The organism is Nocardia neocaledoniensis, assembly GCF_029868625.1.
GTDB lineage: Bacteria > Actinomycetota > Actinomycetes > Mycobacteriales > Mycobacteriaceae > Nocardia > Nocardia neocaledoniensis_A.
In genome coordinates this window covers 1-20,387 of record NZ_JARWOJ010000398.1, presented here as the reverse complement: position 1 = coordinate 20,387, position 20,387 = coordinate 1, and the positions used below count along the sequence as shown (strand labels likewise).

The 20,387-nt window shown below is 70.8% G+C and carries 19 protein-coding genes and 1 pseudogene; 16 read left to right on the top strand and 4 right to left on the bottom strand.

Translation table 11 applies throughout. The annotated features are described in order from the left end of the window. Positions 1 to 66 precede the first annotated feature (66 nt). Positions 67 to 1,032 (bottom strand): quinone oxidoreductase family protein, encoded by a 966-nt coding sequence (locus QH270_RS31305; protein WP_280348001.1) that lies wholly within the window; start codon positions 1,030 to 1,032, stop codon positions 67 to 69. Positions 1,033 to 1,129: 97 nt separating this feature from the next. Between QH270_RS31305 and QH270_RS31300 the strand changes: the two genes are divergently transcribed. Then, positions 1,130 to 1,705: a TetR/AcrR family transcriptional regulator gene (locus QH270_RS31300; RefSeq protein ID WP_280347999.1), complete on the top strand. Its 576-nt coding sequence runs from the start codon at positions 1,130 to 1,132 to the stop codon at positions 1,703 to 1,705. Between the two features lie 72 nt (positions 1,706 to 1,777). Here the strand turns inward: QH270_RS31300 and QH270_RS31295 are convergent, their stop codons facing one another. Together QH270_RS31295 and QH270_RS31290 are read right to left on the bottom strand one after the other, a co-directional pair. Beyond that, entirely contained in the window at positions 1,778 to 2,401 is a 624-nt protein-coding gene (locus tag QH270_RS31295; protein ID WP_280347997.1) for an alpha-ketoglutarate-dependent dioxygenase AlkB, read from the bottom strand. Between the two features lie 44 nt (positions 2,402 to 2,445). Then, complete coding sequence (locus QH270_RS31290; protein ID WP_280347995.1) at positions 2,446 to 3,645, bottom strand: erythromycin esterase family protein; 1,200 nt, start codon at positions 3,643 to 3,645, stop codon at positions 2,446 to 2,448. Between the two features lie 86 nt (positions 3,646 to 3,731). On the opposite strand from QH270_RS31290, the gene QH270_RS31285 reads away from it, so the two are divergent. From QH270_RS31285 to QH270_RS31275, 3 genes are all read left to right on the top strand, one after another. Next, positions 3,732 to 4,457 carry a MerR family transcriptional regulator gene (locus QH270_RS31285; RefSeq protein WP_280347993.1) on the top strand — a complete coding sequence of 242 codons (726 nt, stop codon included), beginning with the start codon at positions 3,732 to 3,734 and terminating at the stop codon, positions 4,455 to 4,457. 137 nt (positions 4,458 to 4,594) lie between these two features. Next, complete coding sequence (locus QH270_RS31280; protein WP_280348026.1) at positions 4,595 to 6,121, top strand: FAD-dependent monooxygenase; 1,527 nt, start codon at positions 4,595 to 4,597, stop codon at positions 6,119 to 6,121. Positions 6,122 to 6,209: 88 nt separating this feature from the next. Beyond that, positions 6,210 to 7,112, top strand: coding sequence for an EamA family transporter (locus QH270_RS31275; RefSeq protein ID WP_280347991.1), 903 nt, complete (start codon positions 6,210 to 6,212; stop codon positions 7,110 to 7,112). 7 nt (positions 7,113 to 7,119) lie between these two features. On the opposite strand, the gene QH270_RS31270 is transcribed toward QH270_RS31275, so the two are convergent. Next, the gene (locus tag QH270_RS31270) at positions 7,120 to 7,677 is read right to left on the bottom strand and encodes a TetR/AcrR family transcriptional regulator (protein ID WP_280347989.1); all 558 of its coding nucleotides are present in this window, start codon (positions 7,675 to 7,677) and stop codon (positions 7,120 to 7,122) included. Between the two features lie 94 nt (positions 7,678 to 7,771). On the opposite strand from QH270_RS31270, the gene QH270_RS31265 reads away from it, so the two are divergent. From QH270_RS31265 to QH270_RS31210, 12 genes and pseudogenes are all read left to right on the top strand, one after another. After that, the gene (locus QH270_RS31265) at positions 7,772 to 8,617 is read left to right on the top strand and encodes an SAM-dependent methyltransferase (RefSeq protein ID WP_280347988.1); all 846 of its coding nucleotides are present in this window, start codon (positions 7,772 to 7,774) and stop codon (positions 8,615 to 8,617) included. A 33-nt stretch (positions 8,618 to 8,650) separates the two neighbouring features. Then, positions 8,651 to 9,163 (top strand): VOC family protein, encoded by a 513-nt coding sequence (locus tag QH270_RS31260; RefSeq protein WP_280347986.1) that lies wholly within the window; start codon positions 8,651 to 8,653, stop codon positions 9,161 to 9,163. Position 9,164: 1 nt separating this feature from the next. Beyond that, the gene (locus QH270_RS31255) at positions 9,165 to 9,977 is read left to right on the top strand and encodes a MerR family transcriptional regulator (RefSeq protein WP_280347985.1); all 813 of its coding nucleotides are present in this window, start codon (positions 9,165 to 9,167) and stop codon (positions 9,975 to 9,977) included. Then, positions 9,961 to 10,914, top strand: a complete 954-nt coding sequence (locus tag QH270_RS31250; RefSeq protein ID WP_280347983.1) for a phosphotransferase — start codon at positions 9,961 to 9,963, stop codon at positions 10,912 to 10,914. The genes QH270_RS31255 and QH270_RS31250 overlap by 17 nt, the downstream gene beginning before the upstream one ends. Before the next feature lie 359 nt (positions 10,915 to 11,273). Continuing rightward, positions 11,274 to 11,906 carry a bifunctional pyr operon transcriptional regulator/uracil phosphoribosyltransferase PyrR gene (gene pyrR, locus QH270_RS31245; protein ID WP_280347982.1) on the top strand — a complete coding sequence of 211 codons (633 nt, stop codon included), beginning with the start codon at positions 11,274 to 11,276 and terminating at the stop codon, positions 11,904 to 11,906. Further along, positions 11,903 to 12,859 carry an aspartate carbamoyltransferase catalytic subunit gene (locus tag QH270_RS31240; RefSeq protein WP_280347981.1) on the top strand — a complete coding sequence of 319 codons (957 nt, stop codon included), beginning with the start codon at positions 11,903 to 11,905 and terminating at the stop codon, positions 12,857 to 12,859. The genes pyrR and QH270_RS31240 overlap by 4 nt, the downstream gene beginning before the upstream one ends. 35 nt (positions 12,860 to 12,894) lie before the next feature. After that, the gene (locus QH270_RS31235) at positions 12,895 to 14,193 is read left to right on the top strand and encodes a dihydroorotase (protein ID WP_280347979.1); all 1,299 of its coding nucleotides are present in this window, start codon (positions 12,895 to 12,897) and stop codon (positions 14,191 to 14,193) included. A gap of 12 nt (positions 14,194 to 14,205) precedes the next feature. Further along, on the top strand, positions 14,206 to 14,712 hold the full coding sequence (locus QH270_RS31230) for a transporter (RefSeq protein WP_280347978.1): 507 nt from the start codon (positions 14,206 to 14,208) through the stop codon (positions 14,710 to 14,712). Then, positions 14,709 to 15,824 carry a glutamine-hydrolyzing carbamoyl-phosphate synthase small subunit gene (gene carA, locus QH270_RS31225; RefSeq protein WP_280347977.1) on the top strand — a complete coding sequence of 372 codons (1,116 nt, stop codon included), beginning with the start codon at positions 14,709 to 14,711 and terminating at the stop codon, positions 15,822 to 15,824. The genes QH270_RS31230 and carA overlap by 4 nt, the downstream gene beginning before the upstream one ends. Then, positions 15,824 to 19,186: a carbamoyl-phosphate synthase large subunit gene (gene carB / locus QH270_RS31220; RefSeq protein ID WP_280347976.1), complete on the top strand. Its 3,363-nt coding sequence runs from the start codon at positions 15,824 to 15,826 to the stop codon at positions 19,184 to 19,186. Before carA ends, carB begins: the two co-directional genes overlap by 1 nt. 1 nt (position 19,187) lies before the next feature. After that, positions 19,188 to 20,012 carry an orotidine-5'-phosphate decarboxylase gene (pyrF, locus tag QH270_RS31215; protein ID WP_280348024.1) on the top strand — a complete coding sequence of 275 codons (825 nt, stop codon included), beginning with the start codon at positions 19,188 to 19,190 and terminating at the stop codon, positions 20,010 to 20,012. A 171-nt stretch (positions 20,013 to 20,183) separates the two neighbouring features. Further along, positions 20,184 to 20,387: pseudogene (locus QH270_RS31210) on the top strand (hypothetical protein); the annotation flags it as partial.

Here is a 20,387-nt window from a genome sequence, read left to right as displayed (position 1 = left end):
CTTCGAGTATGAGCGAATTACCTAGTAACAGAATGGGTTTCGGCAGAGGAACGCCATCGGGATCGGCTACGGAAGCAACAGCACCGCGCCGAACGCGGTGCGGTCCTCGAGCTTGCGGTGCGCGTCGGCCGCGGCGTCCAACGGCAGTGCCGCGTCGATGGGGACGGTCAGCAGCCCGCGCGCCGCGGCGTCGAGCGCGGCCGCGCGCTGGGTGGCGACGGAGTCGAGCCACGCCGCTCCGGCGCAGCCGGTGAGGGTGAGGCCGCGCAGGATGAGGTCGGCGGCGCCGAGTCGGGCGGGAGCGCCGGCGAGCCAGCCGTAGCTGAGGATGCGACCGCGCAGCGGGGTGACGTGGTCGAGCAGTGGGGTCAGGGAGTCGCCGCCGATCGAGTCGAACACGACGTCGACGGTGCCGCCGGACAACGCCTCACCGAGGCGATCGGCCCAGTCCGGCGCGGAGTGGTCGAGCACCGTCGCGGCGCCGTGTGCGCGTGCCAGGGCGGCCTTGTCGGCGCCGCCCGCGGTCGCGATCACCCGGACTCCGCGTGCCGCGCACAGCTGGACGAGGCAGCTGCCGACACCGGTCGCGCCCGCCTCGACCAGCACGGTCTCACCGGGGGTGAGTGCCGCGGTCGCGATCAGTGCCAAGGCCACCGACCCCGGCATCTGGATCGCGGCGGCGGCCTCCGTCCCGAGGCCGTCCGGGATGATCGTCACCGAACCCTGCTCGGCGGCAACCAGTTCGGCGTACGCGCCGAAACCGCTGGTGGCGGCGACGACCCGGACGCCGAGCAGGGCGGGGTCGACTCCGGCGCCGAGATCCACGATCGTGCCCGCCGCCTGGAAGCCGAACACCGCGGGCAGTGGCGCGGGGAAGGGAAACGCGCCCGCGCGCACCTTGGTCTCGGGGTAGAGCACCGGCACGGCCGCCGCGCGGACGAGGACCTGCCCGTCCCCGGGTGTCGGATCATCGATCTCACGCGGCGTCAGCACGTCGGGTGCGCCGGTCGCGGACATTACGATTGCTCGCATCAGAACTCCATAAGTTGACTAGCGGTCCAGATATCCGAACGATATGGACCGCTGGTCAACTTGTCAACGGATCGGCTGTGCCGAGGAAGCGATAACGATGACCGAGTCGCGCCCCACCGAACGCGCCGACGCCGCGCGCAATCGCCGAGCGATCCTCGACGCCACCGCGGCGCTGCTGGCCGAGCACGGCGCGGCGGGGGTCACGATGGATCGGGTCGCCGCGGCCGCCGGCGTCGGTAAGGGAACGATCTTTCACCGGTTCGGCAGCCGGGCCGGATTGCTGTACGAGCTGGTGGCCGAGGGCGCGACCACGCTGATGGCGGCGGTGACCGACGGTCCGCCGCCGCTCGGCCCCGGCGCGCCGGCCACCGAGCGGCTACTGGCCTTCTTCGACGCCATGACCCGGCTGGTCACCGACGATGTGGAGCTGATCGCCGCCTATCAGGCGATGCCCCCGCATCCTCGCAGCGCCGAGTTCCACGCCTTCTGGGCCGAGCACGTCACCATGCTGCTTCGCGAGGTGCGCCCCGGCATCGACGCCGAGACCGTGGGCGCGCTGCTCCTGTCGACTCTCGGTGGCGAACTCGCCCAAGGGCTGGCCAGGGCGGGCGAGGTCGATCGCTTGCGGGCGGGTGTGCGGGAACTCGTGCGCTCGGTGCTCGAGGCTTCGTGATCGCACCGGGTGGTCCGGAGTGCGCCTTGCTCGGTCCGGCGATGATCGAGTGAGCCGACGGGCCCGGTCGCGTCAGCGTACGCCGCGCGGTCGGAACTGGATGCTGATGCGTGGCCCGACCGGGCGGGTGGTTTTCGGGACGGCGTGCTCCCAGGTGCGCTGACACGCGCCGCCCATCACCAGCAGATCGCCGTGGCCGGCCGTGAAACGCAGGCTCGAACCGCCGCCGCGCGGACGCAGCAGGAGGGCGCGCGGCGCGCCGACCGAGACGATCGCGACCATCGTGTCGTCGGTGGCTCCCCGTCCGATCGTGTCGCCGTGCCAGGCGACGCTGTCGCGCCCGTCGCGGTAGAAGCACAGACCCGCCGTGCGGAACGGCTCACCGAGTTCCTCGGCGTAATGCCCGGTGAGCGCGTCGCGCGCGGCGACGAGGATGCGGTCGGGGAGAGGGTCGTGCTCGCCGAAGAACGACACCAGGCGTGGCACGTCGACGACGCGGTCGTACATGGGCCTGCGTTCGGCGTGCCACGGCACGCGTTCGGCCAACCGATCGAACACCTCGCTCGCGCCGGTCAGCCAGCCGGGGAGGAGATCCACCCAAGCCGTCGCGTCGAGCTGGGTGCGCTGGATCCTCTCGATCGGACCCAGCGCGACCGCCTCACCGTCGAACAGTGAACCTTGCAGGGGCAGCGACATGGCGGTCAGTCTACCCCGCATTCGAAACTATGTTCGAATACTGCTCACCAATACTCGTGGCGCCGTCCGTCGGTGTCGGCGACGAATACGACCGCGTCGGCACCCTCCAGGTCGGCCGGAGTCAGCGGGATATGGCCCGGCACGATCGGTGCGCCTGCTTCGGTCGACGAGGGGAGCGCGGCGCGCAGGGCCGGCGCGGGGAACAGGGTGCGGCCCGTGGTGCCGGCGGCGAGCAGGCCCTGCAACGTGCCGGGTGTGCTGTGCGGCTGGGCATCGGTCGCCACGAACGCGTACCGGTCGCCGAGCGCGCACGCGACCAGCGCGCCCGCGCTGCACCAGCGCACGGCCGCGGTGCCCATGGCCATCGTGGACTCGGCGCGTTGCAGGTGCACATTGTGGGCGAACACCAGGCTCGGACCACGCTCCCGTTCGACCGCGCGAAGGGCGAACAGGTTGTCGGCCATCATCTCCGTGCGCAAGCTGAGCAGGGTGGCGAGCCGATCGGGACCGGTGTCGGCCATGGCCGTGTGGAAGCGCAGCAGGCCCTGGGCGGTGCGTGCGTGGGCGGTCGCCAGGGCGTACTCGGCCGGATCCAGCAGCGGCGCCGCGCGGCGCAGCGCGCTGGCGACGTCATCGGCGGCGAGACGAAGGGCGCGCACACGGTCGGAGCCGCCGATCGAGGCGGACGGGTCGAAGATGCCTGCTGGGTTCGTCCAGTCGGCGTCGTCGCCGAGCAAGGGTTCCATGTCGAGGGCGGACGCGGGGCGCAGCGCCGCGGGGAGATGGTTCACGGCCGAGGTGAGAGCGTGTCGCGGGCTCGGCACATCGGTCTGTTCCAGCGGTGCGTCGAATCCGTGGAACCGCACGCGGTCCCGCGGTGCGCGGTCGGCGTTGTGGGCGCGCAACCATTCGACGAGCTCCCGATTCCCGGGGACCGCGCCGAACCGGTGGCTGAACCCGGTCGCCAGCACCGTCTCCAGGTCGGCCGCGCCGCCGTTGACGTAGTCGTCGACCACGGACGCCGCGAAGAAGTCGGTCTCGAGCACGATCGAGCGAAACCCCCGCTGGACGAGATGGACGAGAAGTTCGTTGCGCAACAGGGGGAACGCGACGATGCCGTGCGTCGGCTCGCCGAGGGCGAGGATGTCGAGCGGAGCCGGGCGGGCGGCGAGGAATTCGTCGATGGTGCGGCCGAGTGCGGCCTGATCGTCGACCGGATGACTGATCGGAGTGAAGGCAGGCATGTTCTCCTCTTTCGGAAGGGTCCTGCCCTTAAACAGTATCGTTGAAGGTTCGGGTGAAACTTTTGTCGGGAAGCGCCAGGTAACAGATGACCAAGCTTCAAACGGGGGTCGCGTCCTTACGGCCGATCGACCTCGCGCGCGAGCACGGATTGTCGGCGCAGGCCGTGCGCAACTACGACGACGCGGGTGTCCTGCCCCCGGCCGACCGCAGCGCCGTCGGCTACCGGCGGTACACGCCTCTGCACGCCCAGGCGCTGCGTGCGTTTCTCGGCTTGCGCGCCGGGCACGGGCATCAGGCGGCGACGGCGATCATGCGCGCGATCCATCGCGACGATCTGGCCTCCGCGTTCCGGCGGATCGACGCGGCGCACGCCGAGTTGCTCGACGAACGCGCCACTCGCGCCGAGGTCGCGACCGCGCTGGACATTCTGTCGACGTCCCCGCCTGCCCCGCTCGCCGGTCCCGCGCTGTCCGTCGGTGAACTGGCGCGCCGCATCGGCGTGCACCCGGCGACCCTGCGGACCTGGGAAGCTGCGGGCATCCTCGACCCGGACCGCGACCGGTCGACCGGTTACCGGCAGTACGGACCCGACGCCGTGCGCGATGCCGAGATCGCCCGGCAACTGCGTCGCGGTGGATATCGCCTGTCGCAGGTCGCGCGGTTCGTGGAGCGGCTGCGCGCGGCGGGCGGACCGGAGGTGCTGAGTGCGTTCCTGGACGCCTGGGAGGCCCGATTGCTGGTGCGGAGCCGGAATCTGCTGGCCGGTGCGGCCCGGCTCGACGCGTATCTGACGGCGCGCGAGGCGCGATGACCGCCGGAATGGGAGCTCCCCCTGCCCCTTCCAAGGTATAGCCGACCCCGGGGCTTGCCGCAAGACCCCGGGTGTCCTGCACAATCGCACGTCGACAGTTCGGACCAGACGAAATGGGAGTTACCCGAGTGCGTGAAATGAAGACCGACGTGATCGTCGTCGGCGCAGGACCTGCCGGACTGATGCTCGCGGGGGAGTTGTCCCTGGCCGGAGTGCGGCCGATCGTGCTGGAACGCCGAGCCACGCCGGGCACCGCGCACAAGGCCAGCGGGCTGGGCGGGCGGATTCTCGACATGCTGCGCTACCGCGGCCTGCTCGACCGGTTCGCGGCGGCGGGCAACCCGATCTCGGCGCCGATCTTCCCCTTCGGTGGGATGCACGTCGACTTCACCGCTCTCGCCGACGGCCCGATGGACGCGATGGGGATTCCGCAGGCGCGGGTCGAGGAGTTGCTGGCCGAGCGGGCGGGTGAGCTCGGTGCCGAGATCCGCCGTGGGCACGAGGTGGTCGGGCTGGACCAGGACGAGACGGGCGTGGCCGTCCGGATCGAGGGGCCCGAGGGCGCCTACACGCTGACCGCGCAGTACGTCGTCGGGTGCGACGGTGGCCGCAGCCGGGTTCGTGACCTCGCCGGGATCGCCTTCCCTGGCAACACTTTTCCCGAGGTCAACCGGCTCGGCCTGGTGACGGTGCCGGAGACGGTGGCCGTCCGCGCCGACGGTGGTCTCGACCTGCCCGGCTACGGCCCGATCACCCCGGGCTTCACCCGCACCGAACGCGGCGTGTTCGCCATCGGCCCGGTCGACCCCGCACAGCGGACGATGTTCTTCCAGATCACCGAGGAGGACCTCACCGAATACGACAACGACGACCCGATGACCCTCGCCGAACTCGCCGCCGGCGCGCACCGGGTCCTCGGCGCCGAGCTGCCCCTCGGCGATCCGATCCGCTTGTCGCGCTACCAGTTCCAGGCGCGGCGCGCCGAGCGTTTCCGGTCCGGCCGTGTCCTGCTGGCGGGCGACGCCGCGCACCTGCTGCCCGCCACCGGCACCGCCCTCAATGTCGGGATGCTCGACGCGGTCAACCTGGGCTGGAAGCTCGCGGCCGCCGTCCAGGGCTGGGCGCCTGCCGGGCTGCTCGACAGCTATCACGAGGAACGGCACGCCGCGGCGGGCCGGGCGCTGCAGCAGACCCGCGCCCAGGCCGCGTTGCGCCGCGGCCAGGACGAGGCGGCCGACGCGCTGCGGGCGGTGTTCCAGGAACTGTTCGCCGACGAACCCGCGCTGCGCAGGCTGGCGGGCATGATCTCCGCCAATGATGTGCGCTACCCGGTGCCGGGCACCGACCCGCACCCGCTGGCAGGCACGTTCGCGCCCGATCTCCCGCTGCTCACCGATCAGGGCACGACCAGCGTCGCCGAGCTGATGCGCACCGCCCGCCCGGTTCTGCTCGATCTCGCCGACCGTGCGGACCTGCGTGAGCAGGCGCGAAGCCGCGAGCCGCGCCTCGTGATCGTCACGGCGAAGACCGAGGACCGGCCCGCGGACGCGCTGCTGATCCGGTCCGACGCGTTCGTCGGTTGGGCCGCCGCCGTCGACGAACCCGCAGACACCGCAGCCGCGGCACTTCTCGACGCACTGGACCGCTGGGTCGGACAGCCCTGACGATCCGAGTGATCGCTCGGGCGGCAGGCCTGTTCGTCGGCCGACATCGCGCGTTGATTTCGGGCGTGCGCTGTGGATTACTCCTGGGATGACAACGATCGAGCGGTCTCGCCGGACCGTTCTCCCGGGCTGGTCCGTTCCGCTGGTCTTCGTCGTCGCGGCGACCTCCCAGTACGTCGGCGCCGCGCTGGGCGTGTTCCTGTTCGACACCACCGAACCGGCGACCGTCGCGTGGTTGCGCGCGGCGGCCGCCGGGGTGGCCCTGCTGGCCTGGCGGCGGCCGTGGCGTGCCCGCTGGACTCGGCGGGGGATCGTGGTCGCGGCCGGGTTCGGCATCGTCACGGTGGCGATGAACATCGTGTTCTACGAGGCGATCGCGCGGATTCCGCTCGGCACCGCGGTGGCCATCGAATTCCTCGGACCCGTGGCCGTGGCGACGCTCGGGTCGCGGCGGGTCAGGGATGTGCTCGCGGTGCTGCTCGTCGCTGTCGGCGTGGTGCTGCTGGCCGGGGTGCAGTTCGATGTCGAGCCGGTCGGGGTCGGGTTCGCGCTGGCGTCGGCCGTGCTGTGGGCCGGGTACATCCTGGTCGGCAAGCGGGTCGCCGACGCGGGCGACGGCCAGGACTCCCTGGCCGTCGGGATGGCCGCCGCCGCGGTGCTGCTCGCGCCGTTCGTCCTGGTCCCGCAGGTGGCGATCGACGCGTCGGTCTTCGCCGATCCGCGCACCTGGCTGCTCGGACTCGGTGTCGGCGTGCTGTCGAGCGCGATCCCGTACGCCCTGGACCAGGTCGTGCTGACCGCGGTCGGCCGCGCCCGCTTCGCCTTGCTGCTTGCGCTGCTGCCCGCCACCGCTGCCGTCGTCGGCGCGATCGCGCTCGGCCAGCGACTCTCGGTCGCCGAACTGGCGGGCATCGCGCTGGTCATGCTCGCCCTGACGATCTCCGCCCTGCCCACCCGGCAGGCGGCGCCGGAACCACCGGCGCCGCTGTAGCGGATCGCTACCGCGTCCGCGCGAGGATATCGACCGCGATCGCCGTTGCCGCCGAATGCATCTCGTCGTCGGTGAGCTCCAGGTCGCCCATCATCGACAGACTCCAGCTGATCGCCAGCAGCGCCTGCCTGGCGTGGTAGACGTCCAGAGGCGCGTGCTCGGGTGCCGTCATCAGATCGGCCAGTACCCGGAACTGGTAGCGCAGCCCCGCCCCGAAACCGAGGTCGCGGAAGGCGGGCTGATTCTCGTGCCAGAAGCGCACCATGTCGCGACCCAGGCTGTGCAGGAGGCTGCTGTAGCGGAGCAGAATCTGTTCGGCCCGTTCGGGTCCCGACGGGGCCTGCTCGGCCCAGGTGACGATGTCGTCGATGCCGCGCCGCAGATCGTCGGACAGGCTGACGACGATGTCTTCCTTGGTGCGGAAGTGGTAATACAGCGCGGCTTTGGTGACGCCGAGCCGCTCGGCGATCTCGCGCAGCGAGGTCTTCTCGTAGCCGCGCTCGGAGAACAGCTCCATCGCCACCGTGCGAATGCGTTCCCTGGTGTCGCTACGACGTCCGTCCACGTGCTTCCTTTGCTTGACGACCGGCTAGGGGGAGCCTACCGTCGAGCCACGACAGAGATACCTAGCCGGTCGGCTAGTTAGTTTGGGAGGGCTCATGAAGCACGCACCTACCGTGGGGGTGGCGCTGACGGCGATCGGTGTCGCGCTGATCAGAGATCGGGAAACCCGTAGACCGGATCGGCTCTACGACGACCCGCTGGCCGCCGCTTTCGTGGCCACGGCGCGCGCGGACTTCGCCCGCACCGCCGAGGGCGCGGCCAGGTGGGGCAGGGTGGAGTCGGTGGCGGAGCAGTTCTTCGCGGGCCGCTCGGTCGGGGTGCGGCTGGTCGACGACGGGGTGGCGGAGGCCGTCGCCGCGGGATGTCGCCAAATCGTCCTGCTCGGAGCGGGATTGGACACCCGCGCCTATCGGATGGGTCTGCCCGCCGACGTCACGATCTTCGAACTCGATCTGCCGGAGCTCTTCGCGTTCAAGGAGCCGGTGCTGCGCGCCGCCGGAGCCCTGCCGACCACCGGACGGCACGTAGTGCCGGTCGACCTTCGTGGCGACTGGGCGGCCGCGTTGCGCGCGGCGGGTTTCCGCGCGGATCTTCCTACCCATTGGATCGATGAGGGCGCACTCGGCTACCTGTCCGTCGACGAGCATCGCCGGGTGCTCGCCGATCTGACCGGCCTGTCGGCGCCGCACAGCCAATTCGGGCTGAGCCGGTTCGTGGTCGACCATGCCGCGCCGCCGTACGTCGAGCTGCGTCGACTGGTCGCCGGTGACGAGGGTGCCCGCGAGGCCCCGCGCGACGTCGAGCGGCCGGGTGAGCGGTGGCTGGCCGAGCACGGCTGGCGCACCGAATTCCGGGCCTGGGACGACATGATCGCGCCGCTCGGGCGGGCGGTGGCGGTGGGTGATCCCGACGTGGGCATCGTTGTCGCGGTGCGTGCTTGACCCTGACGTAGCGTGAGGGTCCACGCTGCTCGCATGAGCACACCGTATCCCGCTTTCGAGATCAGTCCTGTCCCCGTTCCCGGTCCGGATGCTGTCGCACCGGAGCCGTTCCGCGGCATCTACGGCATGCCGATGTTCGTCACCGTGCCGACCGCCGACCTGGCGGCCTCGTCGGATCTGTGGATCGACGGACTCGGCTTCATCGAGTTGTTCGCCGCACCGGGGCACGTGATCCACCTGCGCCGCTGGGCATTTCAGGATGTGCTGTTGGTCCCGGGGGAGCGGCCGGAACGGGCGCCGGCGATGACCGTCAGTTTCTCGTGCGTCCTGCACGAGCTCGAGGCGATCGCGACGGCCTGCGAATCGGTGCTGCCGGGGTGCACGACCGGTCCTCGGACGATGCCGTGGAATTCGGTGGAGCTGGAGGTCCGCACGCCGGAGAACATCCGGGTGATCATGACCGCGGCGCGGCCGTATGATCCCGACAGCCCCGAGGCCGAGCACCTGCGGTCGATCGGGATCCAGGCGCCCGGGCACACTGGATGACGTGTCCGAACCGCTCACCGTCGGCGCCGCGGCGGAACTTCTCGGCGTGACGACCCGCACGCTGCACCACTGGGACGCGGTCGGGCTGGTGCACCCGTCCGACCGCACACCCGCGGGCTACCGCCTCTACACCGCGGCCGACCTGGCGCGGGCCCAGCGCGTCACCGTCTACCGCGAACTCGGTGTCCCGCTCGACGAGATCGGCGCCCTGCTGGACGCGCCGAGCGCCGACGCGCTCGCCACCCTGCGCCGCCGACGCGACGATCTGCGCGCCGAGACCCGGCAGCTGCGGCGGATGACCGACGCCGTCGACCGGATGATCGCGGCGCGGGAGTCGGGTCTGCTGCTGTCCGCCGAGGACCAGGTCGCGATCTTCGGCGAGGACTGGCAGCCCGCCTGGGTCGACGAGGCCCGCGACCGGTGGGGCGACACTCCGCAGTGGGCCCAATACGCCGAACGCGCCGCCACCCGATCCGCGCGGGACTGGCAGGCCGTCACGGCCGCGACCGAGGACCTGCACGCCGACCTCGGCGCCGCGTTCCGTGCCGGCATCCGCCCCGGTTCACCCGAAGCCGACACTCTCGCCGAACGCCACCGCTCCGGCATCGGCACCTACTTCGACTGCACCCACGCCATGCACGTCTGCCTCGGCCGCACCTACCTCACCGACCCCGGCTACCGCGCCTTCTACGACGCCATCGCCCCCGGCCTCACCCCCTGGCTCAGCGCCACCATCGACGCCAACGCCCGCACCCACGGCATCGACCCCGACACCGCCACCTGGACCACTCCGCCCCATGACCCGTCACAGTGACGCCGTGAAGACCAGCCGACCACTGTCCGTACCCGAGTGGTTACCGCGCTGGTGCGACGGCAACCTGGGCGCCGCCCTCGCTGAACTTCTGTTCACGACACACAGCATCTCGACGGTGTTCGGATTGCGGTTGACCGACGGGCGGGCAATCGTCATGAAGGCACGGCCGGACGACGGCCGCGCCGCCGCCTGTGTCACCGCGCAAGCGGCGCTGGCCGCCCGCGGATTCCCCTGTGCCCGCCCGCTGACACCTGCCCTCCGGGAAGGACACCTGGCCGTCCATGCAGAGCAATACCGGCCCGGCGGTGACCTCCTGCGCGGTGATTCCCCGCCGATCGCACGTCGCTGCGCCGCGGTGTTCGCACGGTTGGCGGGCGAGCTGGCCGAGCTGAACGTCCCTCCACCCCTGCCGAATCCACGGTGGTCCCGATGGGATCACCACGACCCCGGCCTGTGGCCCGCGATACCGGAACTCGACGAGCGTGCCCAGCACGCGGTGCCCGGCTTCGTCGTCGAGGCCGCCGCCCGAGCGCGCGAGCGACTGCTCGCCACCGACTTGCCGTGCGTCCTCGGCCACGCCGACTTCGAAGCGCAGAACCTCCGCTGGCACGACGGCGAGATCTACTCCGTCCACGACTGGGACAGCCTCGCGTGGCAGCCCGAAGCCGCTCTCGCGGGTGCCTCGTCCGGGACCTTCGCCAGCGAGTCACCACCGACATTGGCCCCGATCGAGAGCTCGGCCGCCTTTCTGGCCGAATACCAGGAGCGGCGTGGACGGCGCTTCACTGCTGAGGAGTGTGAAGTGGCATGGGCAGCCAGCGTGTGGCCGGCGGCGCACAACGCCCGGTGGGAGTACCTGCACGGCGTCGATCCGTTGTGCGGGAACGGCATCCGCGCCCAAGCCGCCGAACGCTTGCGCCGGGCCGGGCTACGATAGGGGGCGGCTGGATCCACTGCCGAGACCGCGGCACGGCCCGAGCTGTCCGAGCCGAGGCCCCTGCGGCGGCTGTGGTCCAGATAGGTGCCACACCTCGTGGACGCCGGATCGGACCCCGATGCGCCGCCTGCGGCACACGCCGATCGTGCGGGCGCGTTCCCGGGGCGGAAATGGCTGTGATCACCGCAGATCGGATCGGCGTGTGATCGGAGCCGCAGGCCGGTGTGCGGGGGTGGGCTCCGTGTCCGCGCTCACAGGTGGGCCTACCTGGTCAAAGGGGCGTCGTGACGCTGATAGGGTGGAGCGCGAGTTAGGCATCCTTTAACGGACCGTCCGGTGAGGCGGGGAAGGAGGTCGGCATGGCTGTGCCCGAACGGGCGGCCAATTCCGGCGCGGGCGAAACATCGCAGCGGCACACTCCCGAGTGGGTGGCAGCCGGGCGCGAACTGTTGTCGCCGTCGGACGTGCAACGCACCATCGCGCGCATCGCGCATCAGATCATCGAGAAGACCGCCCTGGATTCCGGCGACGCCGACGCTCCCCGGGTGGTTCTCATGGGCATCCCGACGCGCGGCACCACCCTCGCGAACCGGCTGGCCGCCAAGATCGAGGAATTCTCCGGCGTGCGGCCCGCGCTGGGTTCGCTCGACATCACCCTCTACCGCGACGACCTGCGCAGCCGCCCGCACCGCCCGCTCGAGCGCACCTCCGTGCCCGACGGCGGCATCGAGAACGCCCTGGTGGTCCTGGTCGACGACGTGCTGTTCTCGGGCCGCACCGTCCGCTCGGCCCTCGACGGCCTGCGCGACCTCGGCCGGCCCCGGGCCGTCCAGCTGGCCGTGCTGATCGACCGCGGGCACCGCGAACTGCCGATCCGCGCCGACTACGTCGGCAAGAACGTGCCGACCTCGCGTGCCGAGTACATCTCGGTCCTGCTCACCGAACACGACGGACACGACGGGGTGTACCTGCACCAGGAGGCGCAGCAGTGAAGCATTTGTTGACGGTCGCCGACCTGGACCGCGGCACCGCCACCGAACTCCTCGACGAGGCCGAGCGTTTCGAACAGGCCCTGCTCGGCCGCGAGGTGAAGAAGCTGCCGACCCTGCGCGGCCGCACCGTGATGACGGTGTTCTACGAGAACTCCACCCGCACCCGGGTCTCATTCGAGGTCGCCGGCAAGTGGATGAGCGCCGATGTCATCAATGTGAGCGCCTCCAGCTCCTCGGTCTCCAAGGGCGAATCCCTGCGCGACACCGCGCTGACCCTGCACGCGGCGGGCGCCGACGCGCTCATCGTGCGCCACCCCGCCTCCGGCGCCGCGCACCAGATCGCGCGCTGGATGGAGCAGTGGGCGCGCGAGGAGAACCGGGCCGCCCCCTCGATCATCAACGCCGGCGACGGCACCCACCAGCACCCCACCCAGGCGCTGCTCGACGCGCTGACCCTGCGTCAGCGCCTCGGCGACATCGAGGGCAAGCGGATCGTGCTGGTCGGCGACATCCTGCACAGCCGGGTCGCGCGCTCGAACGTGTTGCTGCTGAACACCCTCGGTGCCGAGGTGGTGCTGGTCGCGCCGCGCACCCTGCTGCCGGTGGGCGTGGACAGCTGGCCCTGCCGGGTCGCGACCTCGCTGGACGCGGAACTGCCCGGCGCCGACGCGGTGATGATGCTGCGCGTGCAGGCCGAGCGGATGAACGGCGGGTTCTTCCCGTCGGCTCGCGAGTACTCGATCAACTACGGACTGTCCGAGCGGCGGATGGGCCTGCTCGGCGACGACGCGGTGGTGCTGCACCCCGGCCCGATGCTGCGCGGCATGGAGATCGCGTCGGCGGTCGCCGATTCCCCGAAAGCGGCAGTCCTGCAACAGGTGACGAACGGAGTGCACATGCGAATGGCCGTGTTGTTCCGGCTGCTCGTCGGCACGCAGGAGGTGGCGGCGTGAGCGGTCAGCGCCCGAGCACGCCAGAAGGAGACAGCGTGAGTGAACTGCTGATCAAGAATGTGAAGCCCTACGGTGAGGGCGAGCCGGTCGACGTGCTGGTGCGCGACACCGTCATCGCCGAGATCGGTACCGGCATCGACGCACCGGCAGGCGCCGAGGTGATCGAGGGTAACGGCCAGATCCTGCTGCCCGGCTTCGTCGACCTGCACACCCACCTGCGCGAGCCGGGCCGCGAGGACACCGAGACCATCGAAACCGGCTCGGCCGCAGCCGCTCTCGGTGGCTACACCGCGGTGTTCGCGATGGCCAACACCAGCCCGGTGGCCGACTCGCACGTCATCACCGATCACGTGTGGCGGCGCGGCCAGGAGGTCGGCCTGGTCGACGTGTTCCCGGTCGGCGCGGTCACCGTCGGGCTCGAGGGCAAGCAGCTCGCCGAGATGGGCACCATGGCCGCGGGTGTCGGCCAGGTGCGGATGTTCTCCGACGACGGCCACTGCGTCTACGACCCGCTGATCATGCGCCGCGCGCTCGAATACGCGAACTCCCTCGGCGTGCTCATCGCCCAGCACGCGGAGGAGCCGCGGCTGACCAAGGGCGCCGTCGCGCACGAGGGCCCCAACGCCGCCCGCCTGGGTCTGGCCGGCTGGCCGCGCGCCGCCGAGGAGTCGATCGTCGCCCGCGACGCGCTGCTGGCCCGCGACGCGGGCGCCCGCGTGCACATCTGCCACGCCTCCACCGCGGGCACCGTCGAGTTGGTGAAATGGGCCAAGTCCCAGGGCATCTCGATCACCGCCGAGGTCACCCCGCACCACCTGCTGCTCGACGACTCGCGCCTGGAGACCTACGACGCGGTCAACAAGGTGAACCCGCCGCTGCGCGAGTCCGCCGATGTGACCGCCCTGCGGCAGGCGCTGGCCGAGGGCGTCATCGACTGTGTCGCCACCGACCACGCCCCGCACGCCGAGCAGGACAAGTGCTGCGAGTTCGCCGCCGCCCGCCCCGGCATGCTCGGGCTGGAGACCGCGCTGTCGATCATCGTCCAGACGATGGTCCAGCCCGGCCTGCTCGACTGGCGCGGTGTCGCGCGGGTGATGAGCGAGAAGCCCGCCGCGATCGTCGGCCTCGACGACCACGGCCGTCCGATCGCCGTCGGCGAGCCGGCCAACCTCACGCTGATCGACCCCGACGCCGAGTGGACGGTGCGCGGCGCCGAACTGGCGAGCATCTCGAACAACACCCCGTTCGAGGACATGACGTTCCCGGCGCAGGTGTCAGCCACGGTGCTGCGCGGCCGGGTAACTGCCCGCGAGGGCAAGGCGGCCGGGATCTAGGAGGCCAGGGACGTGGAAAGAATTCTGTGGGTACTGGGATGTCTGGTCTTCTTCCTGGTGTGCCTGTGGCTGATGTACCGGGCCTGGCAGAAGAAGGCCGCGCGCCAGCAGGACCGGATCGGCGAACTGCCGACGGTGCCCGCCGAACTGGGCGCCCAGCTGCTGGAGCCGACCACCGGCCTCTACCTGGGCAGCACCATCGCGCCCAGCTGGCAGGACCGGATCGCGGTCGGTGACCTGGGATTCCGGGCGACCGCGGAACTGACGCGGTTCGAACGCGGAATCCTGCTCGAACGCGACGGGGCGACGCCGATCTGGATTCCGCAGGAATCCGTGACGGCCGTGCGCACCGAACGCGGACACGCGGGCAAAGTGATGACAGAGAATGGTGTGCTGGTCGTTCGCTGGACGCTGCCGACCGGAACCGAGATCGACACCGGATTCCGGGGCGACGACAAGACGGTGTATCCGGCGTGGACAGCGGACGTGACCAGGGCGAGGACGGGAGACGACGAATGACGAAGACAAAGGCGGCCCTGGTGCTGGAGGACGGCCGCGTGTTCCGCGGTACCGCCTTCGGCGCCGAGGGCCAGACCCTGGGCGAGGCGGTGTTCTGCACCGCGATGACCGGCTACCAGGAGACCCTCACCGACCCCAGCTACGACCGCCAGATCGTGGTGGCCACCGCCCCGCAGATCGGCAACACGGGCTGGAACGACGAGGACGACGAGTCCGGCAAGATCTGGGTCGCCGGCTACGCCGTGCGCGATCCCTCGCCGATCTCGTCCAACTGGCGCGCCACCGGCACCCTGCAGGACCAGCTCGACAAGCAGGACGTGGTCGGCATCGCCGGCATCGACACCCGCGCGGTGGTGCGTCACCTGCGCACCCGCGGTTCGATGAAGGCGGGCATCTTCTCCGGTGCCGCCCTCGCCGCCGACGACGAGCTGCTGGCCCGGGTCACCGGACAGCCCTCCATGCTGGGCGCGAATCTGGCCGAAGAGGTCAGCACCGACGGCATGTACACGATCGAACCGGTCGGTGAGCACCGCTTCACCGTCGTCGCGGTCGACCTGGGCATCAAGACCAACACCCCGCGCATGTTCGCCGAGCGCGGCGTGCGCACCCATGTGGTGCCGTCGAACACCTCCCTCGACGACATCCTCGCGCTGAACCCCAACGGCGTGTTCCTGTCGAACGGCCCCGGCGACCCGGCCACCCAGACCGGCGCGATCGCGCTCACCCAGGGTGTGCTCGAGCGCGGGATCCCGCTGTTCGGCATCTGCTTCGGCAACCAGATCCTGGGCCGGGCACTCGGCCGCGAGACCTACAAGATGAAGTTCGGCCACCGCGGCATCAACATCCCGGTCGTCGAAGAGGGCACGGGCCGCATCTCCATCACCGCGCAGAACCACGGCTTCGCCCTGGAAGGCGAGAAGGGCGAGCAGTTCGACACGCCCTTCGGCAAGGCCGAGGTCTCCCACATCTGCGCCAACGACGGCACCGTCGAGGGTGTGCGACTGATCGACGGTCGCGCCTTCTCGGTGCAGTACCACCCCGAGGCCGCCGCAGGCCCGCACGACGCCGCATACCTGTTCGACCGTTTCGCCGGTCTCATGGAAGGAGCCTGATGCCTCGCCGCGAGGATCTGAAGCACATCCTGGTGATCGGCTCTGGCCCGATCGTGATCGGCCAGGCGTGCGAATTCGACTACTCCGGTACCCAGGCGTGCCGGGTGCTGCGGTCCGAGGGACTGCGCGTGTCGCTGGTGAACTCCAACCCGGCGACCATCATGACCGACCCCGAATTCGCCGACTCCACCTACGTGGAGCCGATCACCCCGGAGTTCGTCGAGAAGGTCATCGAGAAGGAGCGCCCCGACGCCATTCTCGCGACCCTCGGCGGGCAGACCGCGCTCAACACCGCGGTGGCGCTGCACGAGCGCGGGGTGCTGGAGAAGTACAACGTCGAGCTGATCGGCGCCGACTTCGACGCCATCCAGCGCGGTGAGGACCGGCAGAAGTTCAAGGACATCGTCGCCAAGGTCGGCGGCGAGAGCGCCCGCTCCAAGGTCTGTTTCACCATGGACGAGGTCCGCGAGACGGTCGCCGACCTCGGCTTCCCGGTCGTCGTGCGCCCGTCGTTCACCATGGGCGGCCTCGGGTCCGGCATGGCCTACAACGACGAGGACCTCGACCGCATCGCCGGCGGCGGCCTGGCCGCCTCGCCGACCGCGAACGTCCTGATCGAGGAGTCCATCCTCGGCTGGAAGGAATACGAGCTCGAGCTCATGCGCGACGGCCGCGACAACGTGGTCATCGTCTGCTCCATCGAGAACGTCGACCCGATGGGCGTGCACACCGGCGACTCGATGACCGTGGCCCCGGCCATGACCCTCACCGACCGCGAGTACCAGAAGATGCGCGATCTCGGCATCGCCATCCTGCGTGAGGTCGGCGTCGACACCGGCGGCTGCAACATCCAGTTCGCGGTCGATCCGAAGGACGGTCGCCTGATCGTCATCGAGATGAACCCGCGCGTCTCGCGCTCCTCGGCGCTGGCGTCCAAGGCCACCGGCTTCCCGATCGCCAAGATCGCGGCCAAGCTGGCCATCGGCTACACGCTCGACGAGATCGTCAACGACATCACCAAGGAGACCCCGGCCTGCTTCGAGCCCACGCTCGACTACGTCGTGGTCAAGGCGCCGCGCTTCGCCTTCGAGAAGTTCCCCGGCGCCGACGGCACCCTCACCACCACCATGAAGTCCGTCGGTGAGGCCATGTCGCTGGGCCGCAACTTCACCGAGGCGCTCGGCAAGGTGCTGCGCTCGCTCGAGACCAAGGCCGCCAGCTTCTGGACCGCCGAGGACGGCGAGTGGGCCCCGGCCGACGCGAACGACCCGGCGTCGGTGCGCGAGGCCATCGAGGCGATCCTCGCCGACCTGCGCGTGCCGATCGAGGGCCGCATCTACCAGGTCGAGCGGGCACTGCGCTTCGGCGCGAGCATCGAGGAGACGGCCGCCGCCTCCGGCATCGACCCCTGGTTCGTCGCCGAGGTCGCCGGGCTGGTCGCGCTGCGCCAGGAGATCCTGGACGCGCCCGTGCTCGACGAGGACCTGCTGCGCCAGGCCAAGCACTACGGCCTGTCCGATCGTCAGCTCGCGGCCCTGCGGCCCGAGCTCGCCGGGGAAGCGGGCGTGCGCTCGCTGCGCCACCGGCTGGGCGTGCGGCCGGTCTACAAGACCGTCGACACCTGCGCCGCCGAGTTCGAGGCCAAGACGCCGTACCACTACAGCTCCTACGAGCTGGACCCCGGCGCCGAATCCGAGGTCGCGCCGCAGCGCGAACGCGACAAGGTGATCATCCTGGGCTCGGGCCCCAACCGCATCGGTCAGGGCATCGAGTTCGACTACTCGTGTGTGCACGCCGCGCAGACCCTGTCGGCCGCGGGCTACGAGACCGTCATGGTCAACTGCAACCCCGAGACCGTCTCCACCGACTACGACACCGCCGACCGGCTCTACTTCGAGCCGCTCACCTTCGAGGACGTCCTCGAGGTGTACCACGCGGAATCGGAGTCGGGCACCGTCGCGGGTGTCATCGTGCAGCTCGGCGGTCAGACCCCGCTGAGCCTGGCACAGCGCCTCACCGACGCGGGCGTCCCGGTGGTCGGCACCTCCGCCGCCGCGATCGACCTGGCCGAGGACCGCGGCGAGTTCGGTGACGTGCTCGTCGCCGCAGGCCTGCCCGCGCCCAAGTACGGCACCGCCACCACCGTGGAGCAGGCGAAGAAGATCGCCGCCGAGATCGGTTACCCGGTGCTGGTCCGCCCGTCCTACGTGCTGGGTGGACGCGGCATGGAGATCGTCTACGACGAGACCTCGCTCGAGGGCTACATCTCCCGCGCGACCGAACTCAACCCCGAGCACCCGGTGCTGGTCGACCGCTTCCTGGAAGACGCCATCGAGATCGACGTCGACGCCCTGTGCGACGGCGAGGAGGTCTACCTCGGCGGCGTGATGGAGCACATCGAGGAAGCCGGCATCCACTCCGGTGACTCCGCTTGCGCGCTGCCCCCGATCACCCTGGGCCGCAGCGACATCGAGGCTGTGCGCCGCTCCACCATCGCGCTGGCCAAGGGCATCGGCGTGAAGGGCTTGCTCAACGTGCAGTACGCGCTCAAGGACGACGTGCTCTACGTCCTCGAGGCCAACCCGCGCGCGAGCCGCACGGTGCCGTTCGTCTCCAAGGCGACCGCGGTGCCGCTGGCCAAGGCCTGCGCGCGCGTCATGCTCGGCGCCACCATCGCCGATCTGCGCAAGGAGGGCATGCTGCCGCCCGAGGGCGACGGCGGGCACGTGCCGCTCGACGCACCGGTCGCGGTGAAGGAAGCCGTGCTGCCCTTCCACCGCTTCCGGCGCGCGGACGGCTCCGGCATCGACTCGCTGCTCTCGCCGGAGATGAAGTCCACCGGCGAGGTCATGGGCATCGACGCCGATTTCGGTACCGCCTTCGCCAAGAGCCAGGCCGCCGCCTACGGCTCGCTGCCCACCGAGGGCACCGTGTTCGTCTCCGTCGCCAACCGCGACAAGCGCGCCATGGTGTTCCCGATCAAGCGCCTGCACGACCTGGGCTTCCGCATCCTCGCCACCGAGGGCACCGCGGAGACCCTGCGCCGCAACGGCATTCCGTGCGAGCAGGTGCGCAAGCACTCCGACCCGGAGGCCACCGATCCGGCCACCGGCATGCCGGAGGCCTCGATCGTCGAGCAGATCCGGGACGGCGAGATCGACATCGTGTTCAACACCCCCTACGGCAACTCGGGCCCCCGCGTGGACGGCTACGAGATCCGCACCGCCGCGGTGGGCGCGAACATCCCGTGCATCACCACCGTGCAGGGCGCGGCGGCGGCGGTGCAGGGCATCGAGGCGAGCATCAACGGCGGCATCGGCGTGCGGTCGCTGCAGCAGCTGCACTCGGTGCTGCGTGGCTGACATGCACAGCTTCGGTCATCGGTTGCGGCACGCCATGCGGCAGTTCGGGCCGCTGTGCGTCGGCATCGACCCCCACCCCGGCCTGCTCCGGGCGTGGGGGCTGTCCGAGGACGTCGACGGGCTCGAGGCGTTCGCCGAGATCTGCGTCGAGGCCTTCGACGGCCGCGTCGCCCTGGTCAAGCCGCAGGTCGCGTTCTTCGAGACCTACGGTTCGGGCGGCATCGCCGTGCTCGAGCGCACCATCGAGGTGCTGCGCGCCTCGGGCACCCTGGTGCTGGCCGACGCCAAGCGCGGCGACATCGGCTCCACCATGGACGCCTACGCCAACGCCTGGCTCGGTGACGGGCCCCTGGGCTCGGACGCCGTGACGGTCTCGCCGTACCTCGGTTTCGGGTCACTCGACCCGGCGCTGAGCCTGGCGCAGGCCAATCATCGGGGCGTGTTCGTCCTCGCGGCGACCTCGAATCCCGAAGGGGCGCAACTACAGCGGATCACCGCCGCCGACGGGCGCACGATCGCGCAGACGATGGTCGACGAGGCGGCGGCCCGCAACGCCGGGCCCGGCTTCGGTTCGGTCGGCGTCGTCGTCGGCGCGACGCTCACCGAGGCGCCGGACCTGTCGGCCCTCAACGGGCCGATCCTGATGCCCGGTGTCGGCGCGCAGGGCGGGGGAGCGGACTCCATCCGCGCCCTGGTTCCCGAGGCGAACCTGGCGGCCGTGGTGCCCAATGTCTCGCGCGAGGTACTCGGCGCGGGCCCGTCGGTGACGGCCCTGTGCGACAAGACCGCGCGACTGCAGGAGGAGTTCGCCTTCCTGCAGGCCTGACAATCCGATCCGACGGGGCCGCCGGTGCGCCGCTCGCCGGCGGCGCCGGGGGCGTGGCCGCCCCCCGGCGCGGGGGGGGGGGGGGGCCGGGTCTTGGGGGTTGGGGGGGGGGGGCCCGGGCGGGGCCCCGGGGGGGGGGCGGGGACGCCGACCCGTCGATAGTATTCCGGCATGACTACTGTGCTCGGCCGAGTGGCCGACCGGATGCTGGTGACGGTCACGGCCGCCGCGGCCGTGACCGCCGTCGGGGGGGGGCCCGCCCCCCCCCCCCCCCGCGGGGCCGCCCCGCGGGGACACTTGCAGTGCCCAGGCCCAGAAATCGCCCGCCACGGCGAACGCGATGAACTCCGCGACCAGCAGGAAACGGACACCGAA

What these genes read in the sequence shown, in the direction of transcription:
- carA (WP_280347977.1), top strand. Translation starts at nt 14,709, where the DNA reads ATGACGAAGACAAAGGCGGCCCTGGTGCTGGAGGACGGCCGCGTGTTC.
- carB (WP_280347976.1), top strand. Translation starts at nt 15,824, where the DNA reads ATGCCTCGCCGCGAGGATCTGAAGCACATCCTGGTGATCGGCTCTGGC.
- QH270_RS31290 (WP_280347995.1), bottom strand. Translation starts at nt 3,645, where the DNA reads ATGCCTGCCTTCACTCCGATCAGTCATCCGGTCGACGATCAGGCCGCA.
- QH270_RS31260 (WP_280347986.1), top strand. Translation starts at nt 8,651, where the DNA reads ATGAGCACACCGTATCCCGCTTTCGAGATCAGTCCTGTCCCCGTTCCC.
- QH270_RS31295 (WP_280347997.1), bottom strand. Translation starts at nt 2,401, where the DNA reads ATGTCGCTGCCCCTGCAAGGTTCACTGTTCGACGGTGAGGCGGTCGCG.
- QH270_RS31285 (WP_280347993.1), top strand. Translation starts at nt 3,732, where the DNA reads ATGACCAAGCTTCAAACGGGGGTCGCGTCCTTACGGCCGATCGACCTC.
- pyrF (WP_280348024.1), top strand. Translation starts at nt 19,188, where the DNA reads ATGCACAGCTTCGGTCATCGGTTGCGGCACGCCATGCGGCAGTTCGGG.
- pyrR (WP_280347982.1), top strand. Translation starts at nt 11,274, where the DNA reads ATGGCTGTGCCCGAACGGGCGGCCAATTCCGGCGCGGGCGAAACATCG.
- QH270_RS31265 (WP_280347988.1), top strand. Translation starts at nt 7,772, where the DNA reads ATGAAGCACGCACCTACCGTGGGGGTGGCGCTGACGGCGATCGGTGTC.
- QH270_RS31250 (WP_280347983.1), top strand. Translation starts at nt 9,961, where the DNA reads ATGACCCGTCACAGTGACGCCGTGAAGACCAGCCGACCACTGTCCGTA.
- QH270_RS31280 (WP_280348026.1), top strand. Translation starts at nt 4,595, where the DNA reads ATGAAGACCGACGTGATCGTCGTCGGCGCAGGACCTGCCGGACTGATG.
- QH270_RS31275 (WP_280347991.1), top strand. Translation starts at nt 6,210, where the DNA reads ATGACAACGATCGAGCGGTCTCGCCGGACCGTTCTCCCGGGCTGGTCC.
- QH270_RS31305 (WP_280348001.1), bottom strand. Translation starts at nt 1,032, where the DNA reads ATGCGAGCAATCGTAATGTCCGCGACCGGCGCACCCGACGTGCTGACG.
- QH270_RS31300 (WP_280347999.1), top strand. Translation starts at nt 1,130, where the DNA reads ATGACCGAGTCGCGCCCCACCGAACGCGCCGACGCCGCGCGCAATCGC.